Origin of the sequence: Sphaerisporangium perillae (genome assembly GCF_023276435.1) — a bacterium.
Classification (GTDB): domain Bacteria; phylum Actinomycetota; class Actinomycetes; order Streptosporangiales; family Streptosporangiaceae; genus Sphaerisporangium; species Sphaerisporangium perillae.
The window spans coordinates 37,000-47,066 of sequence record NZ_JALLPO010000057.1; the positions used below are offsets into that span (position 1 = coordinate 37,000).

Consider the following 10,067-nt stretch of genomic DNA (forward strand, 5'->3'; position numbering starts at 1 on the left):
GGCGGGCACTTCACGCACTATTGGGGACCTTCCACGACCGCGCGCTCGATCTCGGCGTCGAGATCGGCCACCGGATCGGGCCCGGGGCCCTTGCCGAGCCAGATGAGGTACTCCACATTGCCCGACGGGCCCGGCAGCGGGCTCGCCGTCACGCCGCGCACCGCGAGGGACAGCCCGGAGGCCGCCGCCGCGACATCGCGGACCGCTCCGGCGCGCAGCCCCGGGTCCCGTACGACGCCGCCGGCCCCCACCCGCTCCTTGCCCACCTCGAACTGCGGCTTCACCAGCATCACGAAGTCGGCCCGCGAGGCCGCGCAGGCCGTCAGAGCCGGCAGCACCAGGCGGAGGGAGATGAACGACAGGTCGCCGACCACCAGCGTGGGCGGCTCGCCCACCATCTCGGGCGTCAGGTCGCGGACGTTGACCCGTTCCATCACGGTGACCCGCTCGTCCGTGCGGAGCGGCCAGGCCAGCTGGCCGTACCCGACGTCGACCGCGAGGACGTGGGCCGCGCCGCGCCGCAGGAGCACGTCGGTGAACCCGCCCGTCGAGGCCCCCGCGTCCAGGCAGCGGCGCCCCTCGACGGCCAGGCCGCGCGGCCCGAACGCCTCCAGCGCGCCGAGCAGCTTGTGGGCGCCCCGCGAGACGTAGGCCGGCCCTTCCGCCGCCTCGGCCACGACGATCGCCGAGGCCGTGTCGACCTGGGTCGCCGGCTTGGCGGCCGTGCGGCCTCCGACGCTGACCCTGCCACCTGAGATCAGCTCCGCCGCCTGCTCTCGGGAGCGTGCCAGGCCGCGCCGGACGAGTTCGCTGTCGAGACGGATGCGGCGGCTCAACGCGCCCACCCCCGCACCATCACAGGCTCCCGTCCCCGGGAGCGGCCGGGGAGGCGTCGTCCATCGAGGCCAGGGTAGCCTCCAGGCCGCTCAGGACCTCCTCGAACATCGGGACGTGCTCCCGCACGGGAACCTCGCCGAGGCCGCCCAGCCGGGCAAGGGCGGCGGCCACCCTCGCCTCGCCGCTCTCCGTCATGCGTCGTCTCCACCCGCTTCGCGTGTCCGTGTGTCTCCTGTGGCGGCACCGACTCGCGGTGCGCCTCTTGGTCGCGGCACCGATCAAGGACATGATGGAATGGTCGCGCACCAGGGTGACCGCCGCCGACACGGCGACCGTAGACCTCGACCGTATCGGAAGCGGCCACCGGTGTGATGCTCTTCTCTGCCCGCGCCGCGCCCGCGCGCCGGATTTCGCGTAGTACTCGAGTGAAACGCTACCTTCCGTAAGTCAGAGGAGCTTCGGGGATGAGAAGGGGTACGACGCATGGCGACCGTCGACGAGTGCAGGGCGGCGTTGGACAAGCTCGCCGAGCAGTTCGCCGAGCTTGATCCGGAAACCCGTACCAAGCACGTGGTGGACAGGAGCCTCAGCTGTCGGATCACCGATCTGGACGTGACGTTCTACGGGCGGATCCACCAGAACGGGCTAGAGCCGTTCACCGACATCCCTCCCGAGGGCGGGCGTCCCGCCGAGGTGCGCATCCGCATCTACAGCGACGACCTGCTGTCCATGGTGAACGGAGAGCTCGACATGGCCCGCGCGCTGCTCGGCGGACGTGTCAAGATCGACGCCAGCCTGGGGGATCTGCTGCGCCTGCGTAAGCTGCTCTGACACCCTGCGGTGGGACGGGATCAGGGCTCCAGCGCCGCCAGGGCCTGTTCGAGGGCGTCCTCGCCGGTCCGCCCCTCGCCGGCGTGCGCCCAGGACGCGGCGCACGCCACGCGGAGCCCGTCCACGGGGTCGCCGCCGCCCTTCAGGTGCAGCCGTCCGCCCTCCCATCGCGCGACCCAGCCGTCCCGGGTCCACTCCTCCCCCTCGCGCCCGACCGGCGCCGGCGGCCGGTGGACGGCGGACACGTCCGCGGCGATGTGCGTCGGGCGGTGCTCGGGCGGCGCGGTGAGCAGGTCCACCGGGCCGGTGACCCCGCTCAGCACCAGCAGGCTGTCCACGCCCGCCCGGGTGGCCGCCTCCACGTCGGTGTCCAGCCGGTCTCCCACGATGAGCGGCCGCTCGGCGCCCGTGCGCAGCATCGACTCCCTGTGCAGCGGCGGCTCGGGCTTGCCCGCCGACACCGGCTCCACCCCGGTGGCCGTCGCGATCACGCGGGTCATCGCTCCGTTGCCCGGGAGCACGCCGTTGTTCGTCGGCATGGTCGTGTCGCCGTTGGCCGCGACGAACCAGGCCCCCTGCCGGACGGCCAGCGCCCCCTGGCAGAGCAGGCCGTAGGACAGATCGGGTGAGATGCCCTGAACGACGGCCACGGGAGCGTCCGCCGCCGTCGTGACCGGGCGAAGCCCCTGGGCCCGGACGGCCCACCGCAGCCCCATGCCGCCCACCACCAGCACCGCCGAACCGGCCGGCACGCGCTCGGCGATCATGCGGGCCGCGGCCTGAGCGGAGGTCACGACGTCGTCGGGAGTGGCGGGCACGCCGATCGACACCAGGTGCTCGGCGATGGCGGCCGGGGTGCGCGAGGCGTTGTTGGTGACGTAGGCGAGCCGCACACCGGTCTCGTGCGCGCGGGTCAGGGCCTCGGGAGCGCCCTTCACCGCCTCGCGGCCGAGGTAGACCACCCCGTCGAGATCGAGCAGCAAGGTGTCGTACAGGTCGATGAGCGCGGTCTCCATTGACCCAGTGTTTCCGATGCCTGGACGGAGCCGTGACGCGGGCACGAGGCGTGTCACGCCTGCCTCGCGCGCAGGGTGGCCCTGACCTGCTTCAACGCCGAGACGTAGTCGCGCAGGTCGGGGCGCATCGCCACGGCGATGGACAGGTGCTCGTGGGCGGCCTTCATGTCGCCGGTGCGCCACAGCGCCATGCCGAGGCCGAAGTAGGCGTAGTCCTCGGTGGGGTTGGCGGAGACGATCCAGCGGAAGCTGTCGGCCGCCTCCTCGTACCGGCGGGAGTTGAACTGGGCCCGCGCCAGCGCCTCCCGGATGCTGCGGGACTCCGGCTCGGCGTCGGCCGCCCGCGCCAGGATCGCCGCCGCGGCGGCAGGACTGCCGTCCTTCAGCAGCTTGACGCCTCTCTGGAACCATTCGTAGACATCACCTGCGGGTGGACTGGGCTGGTAGTCGGGGGATTCGGACCCGCTTCGTCCCTGCACCATCTGTTCGAGGCCTCCTTCAGAGGACAAGTCATCCCGGCTTCCAGACGAGCCGGGCAGCGCTACGACATCGGGGCTGTCTCTGAGCGACTCAGGCCTTTATGGCACCATGCCCGGTATGGCCATCTCTGAACTGCCGTCCCCTGACGGACTGGTATTGCGCCCGTTCCGGGGTGTGCGCTTCGCAGTGGAGGATCCGGCTGCGGTCACCTCTCCACCGTACGACCTCATCTCGCGGGAAGACGTCCAGAGTCTGCTGGACGCCCACCCGAACAACGTGGTGCGCCTGATCCTTCCCGGCGCCGACCAGCACCGTTACGCCGAGGCCCGTGAGACCCTCACGTCATGGCTCCGCTCGGGCGTGCTGGCCACCGACGACCTCCCCGCTCTCTACGTGTACGAGCAGAGCGGCCCAGGGGTGCTGCTGCGCGGCCTCATCGGCGATCTAGGGCTGTCGGAGCCCGAGAAGGGCATCGTGCTGCCGCACGAGAACGTCATGCCGGGGACGGTGGCCGACCGGCTCGCGCTCATGAAGACCACCGAGAGCAACCTGGAACCCATCTTCCTGCTCTACGAAGGCGACGGCGGCGGCGCGTCCCGCCTGGTCGACGAGGTGGCCTCGACCCGGACGCCGCTGGTCGACGTCCGCACCGACGACGGCATCGCCCATCGCCTGTGGGCGCTGACCGAGCCCGCAGAGGTCGACGCCGTGGCGGCCGAGCTCTACGGGCGGCGGGCGCTGATCGCCGACGGCCACCACCGCTACGCCACCTACCTCGCCCTCCAGCGGGACTACCACGCCGAAGGACGGGGCCCAGGGCCGTGGGACTTCGGCCTCGCCCTGCTCGTCGACTCGACGGCCTACCCGCCCGATCTCAAGCCCATCCACCGGGTCATTCCAGGGCTCGCCCTGGAGGAGGCCGCGGCGCGGGCCAAGGGCGCCTGGCGGGTGCACGACTTCCCGCGCCTGGAGGACGCCCTGGACGCGCTCGCCTCGGCGCCCGGCCCGGCGTTCGTCCTGGCGGGAGAGGGCCCGAGCCACCTGCTCACCGACCCCGACCCGGTGCAGGTCGAGCACGCGATGCCGCCGTCGCGATCGGCCGCGTGGAAGTCGCTCGCCACCTCGATCCTCGCGGAGTTCCTGATGCCGAAGGTCTGGGGCATGCAGGACGACGAGCGAACGGTGCGCATCGTCCACCACGACCCCTTCCTGGCCGCCCAGATGGCGCGCCGCCAGTCGGGCACCGCGGTGATCATCCCGCCGCTGACCGTGGACGGCGTGCTGGCCATCGCGGCCGGCGGGGAACGCGTGCCCCGCAAATCGACGTCATTCGGCCCCAAGCCCCGCACCGGCCTGGTCCTGCGCACCTTCGCCACCGGCTGAGCCGCGCCCCGCCACCAGGTCGCGGGACTCCAGCCGGCTGACCCGGTGGACCTCGACCTCGTAGGTGCTGACGCCCCCGGCGGGGCCGCCCCGGTATCTCTGGTGCAGAGCCCCCTCCACCCGGACCACGTCGTGGAGCCGCCACCCGGCCACGCGGGCGCCGACCTCGGCGTCGAAGGTGACGCACGCGATGCCGTCGGCCTTCTTGCCGCTCGGGTGCTCGGGGGGCCGGCGGACCGCGAGCCCCCACATCGTCATCACATCGCCGCTCGGCAGCCCCTTCTGCCTCGGCGGCTTGGACAGCCGTCCCACCAGCGTCACCTCGTTGCGGTGCATGGCATCCCCTTCCGGATCCGTGGAAGGGACCATCTTGCGGCGGCGGCCCCGGCCTGCGGAGATCCGAACGCCGCTCTGTGGAAAACCGCCGTACGGGCCGCGAACACGACCGCGGTTCACACCGGGGATCGCCGAGGTGGTACGAACATAGGGATCGCGGGCACGGCCCGAAACCAGGGATCGAAGGAGTGGCCGGTGGACAACGTCACGCCGCTTGGCGGGGATGTCTACGAGATCGACACCCGCATGGCGGGATACTCCGGGATCACCGCCGGCTATCTGATCCTGGGCGACCGGCCCTGCCTGGTCGAGACGGGCACCTCCACGTCCGCTCCCATCGTCCGCGACGCCCTGACCTCCCTGGGGGTCGGCCCGGACGATCTGGCCACGGTGGTGGTCACGCACATCCACCTGGATCATGCGGGAGGCGTCGGCGACATCGCCGGTTTCTACCCCTCCGCGGAGATCGTGGTGCACGAAAAGGGCGCGCGGCACCTCGCGGACCCCTCCCGGCTCATGGCCAGCGCCAAGATGGTGTGGGGCGACAAGCTGGACACCCTCTTCGGAGCCCTGGCTCCGACCGACGCGGCCCGCATCCGGGCCCTCGGCGACGCCGGCTCGGTCGACCTCGGCGGCGGGCGGACGCTGTCCAGCCACTACTCACCCGGCCACGCCAAGCACCACGTCGGGCTGCTGGACTCCGCGACCGGAGACCTCTACGTCGGCGACGCCGCCGGGGTGTACCTCCCCCAGACCGGCGACCTGCGGCCCGCCACCCCACCGCCGGACTTCGACCTGCGGACCGCGCTGGACTCGATCGCCCTGTTCGGCGCCCTCGGCCCCCAGCGGCTGCTGTTCAGCCACTACGGGCCGGTGCCCGACGTCACCGCGACGCTGGAGCGCTCGGCCGAGGAGCTGCGCGTGTGGGTGGACCTGACCCGGCAGGCCCACGCCGAGGGCATGGACCTCGATCACGCGGTGGCGATGGTGCGGGAGAAGACGCGCGAGCGCTACAGCGCGCTGACGTCACAGGATCCGGAGGTGGCCGAGCATTTCGAGCTGCTCAGCGGAGCCCCGTCGAACGTGGCCGGCATCATGCACTGGCTCGACCGCACCCGCCCCACCTCCGAGTGAGCCACACGCGCCTCACGAAGATCGATCCGGCCGTCCACGGAGTTTCGCGGGGCGATTCGCCCGGCCCGATCCCCGCTCGACGGGGACGCTCGAACTCTCGTTCCCCCTGCCGGCCGCGCTTAGGATCGGCGCGGCAGGGAACGATGGTGGTGGGCGCCGCACGCCTCGAGGTTTGTCGGCGCCCACCACCCCTCGTCAGCCTTGGTTCACGCCTCAGGCTTCACGCTTGCCGTGCTTTCGCGCCTCGGCGTCGTCATCATCGTCGTCGTCGAGAACATCCCCCGGAACGGCCCTCGCCGAAACACCGAAGTCCGGCTCGATGAACGCCGGAGCCATACCCGGCTCCGGGCGCACGGCCTCGACCGGAGCGGCCGGCGGCTCGACGGCCGCCGCGATCTCCCGCTCCGCCGCGACATCCGGATCCGGCTCGGCCGTAGCCGCCCCGGGCTCGGCCGCGGTGGCTTCGGGCTCGATGTCATCGAGATCGGCGACGGCGCCTTCAGGATCGACGTCATCGGCTTCGCCGCCCGTGCCAGAGGCCTCCGGCGCCACGTCATGGCGGCCCTCGGCATCGGCATGGACGTCCGGCTGCGCGCCGACCGGCTCGACCACGACCGCCTCGGGCGTCCCGACTGCGGACTCGAAGCCGTCGCGCCCGAGTTCCTCGTCGAGCTCGTCGAGCTCGTCGTCCTCGTCCTCGTCGTCCTCGTCGTCCTCGTCCTCGTCGTCCTCGTCCTCGTCGTCGTCGTCGTCGTCGTCGAGCTCGTCTTCGTCGTCCTGATCGAGCTCGTCGAGCTCGTCCTGGTCGAGATCGTCCTGCTCGAGCACCTTGGAGGTCACCGCACCGGTGTCCTCGCCGGCATCCTCACCGAACTCGTCCTCGTCCTCGTCCTCGTCGATGTCCTCTTCGATGTCCTCGATGACGGCGCCGGTCAGCTCGGCATAGCGCTCGGCCGCGTCCGTCTCACCGTCCTCGTCGAACATCATGGCGCGCTCGAACCAGTCGGTCGCCGCGCTCTCGTGGCCGGCCTCCGCAAGGGCGTCGGCGTAGGCGAAGGCGAGGCGCGCCGACCAAGGATGCGGCTCCTGGTTGCGCAGTTCCGGCACCCGCTGCAGGGTGATGACCGCCGCGTCGTGCTGGCCGAGGTCCCGGCGGGCGCCGGACTCGACGATCGCCAGCTCGATGCGGCCGGCGCGGTCAAGACGCTCGGCCTCCGGCGAACGAACAAGGTCGAGCGCCCGCTCCGGACGGCCGAGACCACGCTCGCAGTCGGCCATGATGGGCAGGAACTCATCCGAACCGGTCATCCTGCGCGCAGCGCGCAGATCGCTGAGCGCCTCGGCGTAATGCCCGGCGCGGTAGGCGGCCAGGCCCACCGCCTCGCGGACGACGCCGATCCGCGCGGCGAAGCGCCGGGCGACCTTGGCGTGCTCGTACGCCCGTGCCGCGTCGTCCTCACCGAGGGCGCGCTCGGCCGCCACCAGGTGGCAGGCGATCATGCTGGCGAGGTCGTTGGGGAGGGAGCGGAGCTCGTCCCGGACGTCCTTCTCCAGCTCGTCCGGCGTGATGTCCGCCTCGAGTTCGGGCACCGCGACACGCTCCTCGCGGCGACCACGATCGTCCCGGGGGCCGTGCTCGGGCTCACGCTCGAACGGGCGGCCACGCTCGGTCTCACGCTCGAACGGGCGGCCACGCTCGCGACCGTACCGGCCACGGGCGCCGCTGTCGGAAGGTGCCCCCGCGTCCCGGTCTCCCTGGGAGCGGTACCCCTCCCTCTCGCGCTGCCCGTACGGCCGGCCCTGGTCGCCCGAGGACGGACGGCTCTCGCGAGGACCTCGGTCGTCACGGCCTTCGCGGCTGAACGGGCGCGGCCCTGATCCGGCGCGGTCGTCCCGCCGGAAGGGACGGTCTCCCCCCTGGCTCCCGGTGTCGCGGCCCTGCGGGCGGTCGTCGCGCTGCCCCCGGTAGGACGAACGCGGCGCGGATCCGCCACGGTCGTCGCGGCCCTGGCGGCCTTCACCGCTGAACGGACGCGATCCCGGCCCCCGGCGGTCGTCCCGCTGGAACGGACGGCCCCCCTGGTCGCCGCGCTCACCAGTGCCCGACGGCCGGCCACCGCGATCGTCGCGGTCGTAGGGAGGACGGCTCGGGCGGTCGGGACGGTCGCCGCGATCGAACGAACGGCCACCGCGGTCATCACGGTCGAAGGGACGCCCGCCACGGTCACCCCGGTCGAACGAACGCTCGCCGCGCTCACCGGGACCGGACGGCCGGCCACCGCGCTCACCGGGACCGGATGGCCGCCCTCCGCGATCGTCGCGGTCACGCCAGCCGGACGAACCGGCAGGACGGCCCTCGCGACGGTCCCCATAGCGGGAATCGGACCGGCCGGCCTCGCGCTGAGGACGCTCGCCGCCGGACCCGTAAGAACCACCACGCCCCGAGGGGCCACGGTCGTCCCGGTAGGGCGGGCGGCCCTCGCCGGAGCCGCCACGGTCGAAGGAGCGACCGGCGCCTCCAGAGCGGTCGTCCCGGTTGAACGGACGCCGGTCAGGGGCGCCTCCACGGTCCTCACGACCGCCTTCGCGGCCGAACGAACGACCGCCGGCACCGCCCCGATCGTCCCGGTAGGACGGGCGGCCCTCGCCGGAGCCGCCGCGGTCGTCGCGGTTGTACGGACGCGCGCCGGCGCCCCCGCGGTCGTCTCTGCCTTCACGGCTGAAAGGACGCGAACCCGAACCCCCACGATCATCACGCTGGAAGGGACGGCCTTCACGGTCGCCACGACCCCCAGGCGCGGAGGGCCGGCCGCCACGGTCGTCCCGGTCACGCCAGCCGGACGAACCGGCGGCGCCTGTCTCGCGACGATCCCCGTAGCGGGAATCCGACCGGCCGCCTGAGGGGCGGTCACCACGCGATCCATAGGAGCCCTGCCCACCCGGCGCGCGATCCCGCTCTCCGCCACCATAGGAGCGCTCACCTGCGGGGCCGCCACGGCCATAAGAGCGTTCACCGGCGCCACCGCGATCGTCACGGCCGAAGGGACGGCTCGGGCGGTCGGGACGGTCACCACGCTCGAAGGGGCGAGCCGGACGGTCTCCACGGTCATCGCGCTCGAACCGGCGGCCGCCACTCGCCCCACCTCGGCCCTCGCGGCCGGCCGGACCGGCGCCGCGGTCACCGCGGTCGTCACGCTGGAAGGGGCGTCCTCCCCGAGAGTCACGGTCGCGGGACCCATACGAGCCGGCCGGTCGGCCCTCGCGCCGCTCACCGTAGCGCGGGCCATCACCAGGGCGTCCCTCTCCACGGGATCCTGCACGATGGCCGCCTTCAGCCGGCCGGCCGTCCCTGGCTCCCTCGGAGCGGTCACTGCGGGGTCCTTCGGACCCTCCGCCTGTGCGCCCACCCTCTTCGGGACGGCCTGAATCCTCACGTCCGTTATCTCTGTTCACTTCTGTCCTTCGTTGCTCGCTCACCGCGGCCGCCGTGATCCGCGTTTCGTCCATTGCGCCGACCGTGTGCGGAGGGGATTCCATCCGGCCGCGGGACACAAGGCCCGTCCACTCTGTCGCTGCCCGTCCTTGGCGCCTTACGCGACGAAGGCCACCCGTGGTGGGGTGGCCCGGCACCGTCCAGCCTAGCAAGGCCCTGTACCGCACGAGACGCGCCCGCCCAGGAGGCCGGATGTTCATCGATACGGGACCTCGGTCAGAGACCGCCGAGGCAAGGAACCGAATGCCGCAGGACCTCATACGAGGGCTGATCAGGCACGGAAAACGTTCCAGAATGGAAATGACCTTGAATGGAAATAGCTCTGGAAATGCAGGAAATGGTTCTGGGACCGCTCCTGGAGCGATCTGGTCCTGGAACGCAGGAAAGCCACCCACAACGTGGATGGCTTCCCTGATGATGCTATGAAAAATTTGTCCGGCGGTGTCCTACTCTCCCACACCGTCCCCGGTGCAGTACCATCGGCGCTGGAAAGCTTAACTTCCGGGTTCGGAATGTAACCGGGTGTTTCCCTTCCGCTATGACCGCCGTAACCCCTT

At 72.0% G+C, this 10,067-nt stretch carries 9 protein-coding genes and 1 rRNA gene; 3 read left to right on the top strand and 7 right to left on the bottom strand.

Annotated elements, in window-relative coordinates:
- Nucleotides 1-17: 17 nt before the first annotated feature.
- Entirely contained in the window at nt 18-836 is an 819-nt protein-coding gene (locus tag MYF83_RS37575; protein ID WP_279340601.1) for a TlyA family RNA methyltransferase, read from the bottom strand.
- Nucleotides 837-855: 19 nt separating this feature from the next.
- On the bottom strand, nt 856-1,032 hold the full coding sequence (locus MYF83_RS37580; protein WP_248965577.1) for a hypothetical protein: 177 nt from the start codon (nt 1,030-1,032) through the stop codon (nt 856-858).
- Between the two features lie 288 nt (nt 1,033-1,320).
- On the opposite strand from MYF83_RS37580, the gene MYF83_RS37585 reads away from it, so the two are divergent.
- Entirely contained in the window at nt 1,321-1,668 is a 348-nt protein-coding gene (locus MYF83_RS37585; RefSeq protein ID WP_248965578.1) for an SCP2 sterol-binding domain-containing protein, read from the top strand.
- 20 nt (nt 1,669-1,688) lie between these two features.
- Here the strand turns inward: MYF83_RS37585 and MYF83_RS37590 are convergent, their stop codons facing one another.
- Nucleotides 1,689-2,684 carry an HAD-IIA family hydrolase gene (locus tag MYF83_RS37590; RefSeq protein ID WP_248965579.1) on the bottom strand — a complete coding sequence of 332 codons (996 nt, stop codon included), beginning with the start codon at nt 2,682-2,684 and terminating at the stop codon, nt 1,689-1,691.
- Between the two features lie 53 nt (nt 2,685-2,737).
- Entirely contained in the window at nt 2,738-3,166 is a 429-nt protein-coding gene (locus tag MYF83_RS37595; protein WP_248965580.1) for a tetratricopeptide repeat protein, read from the bottom strand.
- Nucleotides 3,167-3,281: 115 nt separating this feature from the next.
- Between MYF83_RS37595 and MYF83_RS37600 the strand changes: the two genes are divergently transcribed.
- A complete protein-coding gene (locus MYF83_RS37600) occupies nt 3,282-4,547 on the top strand; it encodes a DUF1015 family protein (protein ID WP_248965581.1) in 1,266 nt (421 codons plus the stop codon).
- On the opposite strand, the gene MYF83_RS37605 is transcribed toward MYF83_RS37600, so the two are convergent.
- The gene (locus MYF83_RS37605) at nt 4,491-4,883 is read right to left on the bottom strand and encodes a single-stranded DNA-binding protein (RefSeq protein WP_248965582.1); all 393 of its coding nucleotides are present in this window, start codon (nt 4,881-4,883) and stop codon (nt 4,491-4,493) included. The two genes, MYF83_RS37600 and MYF83_RS37605, sit on opposite strands and share 57 nt — an antisense overlap.
- Before the next feature lie 195 nt (nt 4,884-5,078).
- Here MYF83_RS37605 and MYF83_RS37610 point away from each other — a divergent pair, with 195 nt between their 5' ends.
- Nucleotides 5,079-6,017 (top strand): MBL fold metallo-hydrolase, encoded by a 939-nt coding sequence (locus tag MYF83_RS37610; protein ID WP_248965583.1) that lies wholly within the window; start codon nt 5,079-5,081, stop codon nt 6,015-6,017.
- A 213-nt stretch (nt 6,018-6,230) separates the two neighbouring features.
- Here the strand turns inward: MYF83_RS37610 and MYF83_RS37615 are convergent, their stop codons facing one another.
- Both MYF83_RS37615 and rrf read right to left on the bottom strand, forming a co-directional pair.
- Nucleotides 6,231-7,607, bottom strand: coding sequence for a hypothetical protein (locus MYF83_RS37615; protein ID WP_248965584.1), 1,377 nt, complete (start codon nt 7,605-7,607; stop codon nt 6,231-6,233).
- A gap of 2,336 nt (nt 7,608-9,943) precedes the next feature.
- Nucleotides 9,944-10,060 (bottom strand): 5S ribosomal RNA (gene rrf / locus MYF83_RS37620).
- Nucleotides 10,061-10,067: the final 7 nt, after the last annotated feature.

Coding starts and splice junctions, on each gene's coding strand:
- MYF83_RS37580 (WP_248965577.1), bottom strand. CDS start 1,032: ATGACGGAGAGCGGCGAGGCGAGGGTGGCCGCCGCCCTTGCCCGGCTG.
- MYF83_RS37585 (WP_248965578.1), top strand. CDS start 1,321: ATGGCGACCGTCGACGAGTGCAGGGCGGCGTTGGACAAGCTCGCCGAG.
- MYF83_RS37590 (WP_248965579.1), bottom strand. CDS start 2,684: ATGGAGACCGCGCTCATCGACCTGTACGACACCTTGCTGCTCGATCTC.
- MYF83_RS37595 (WP_248965580.1), bottom strand. CDS start 3,166: ATGGTGCAGGGACGAAGCGGGTCCGAATCCCCCGACTACCAGCCCAGT.
- MYF83_RS37600 (WP_248965581.1), top strand. CDS start 3,282: ATGGCCATCTCTGAACTGCCGTCCCCTGACGGACTGGTATTGCGCCCG.
- MYF83_RS37605 (WP_248965582.1), bottom strand. CDS start 4,883: ATGCACCGCAACGAGGTGACGCTGGTGGGACGGCTGTCCAAGCCGCCG.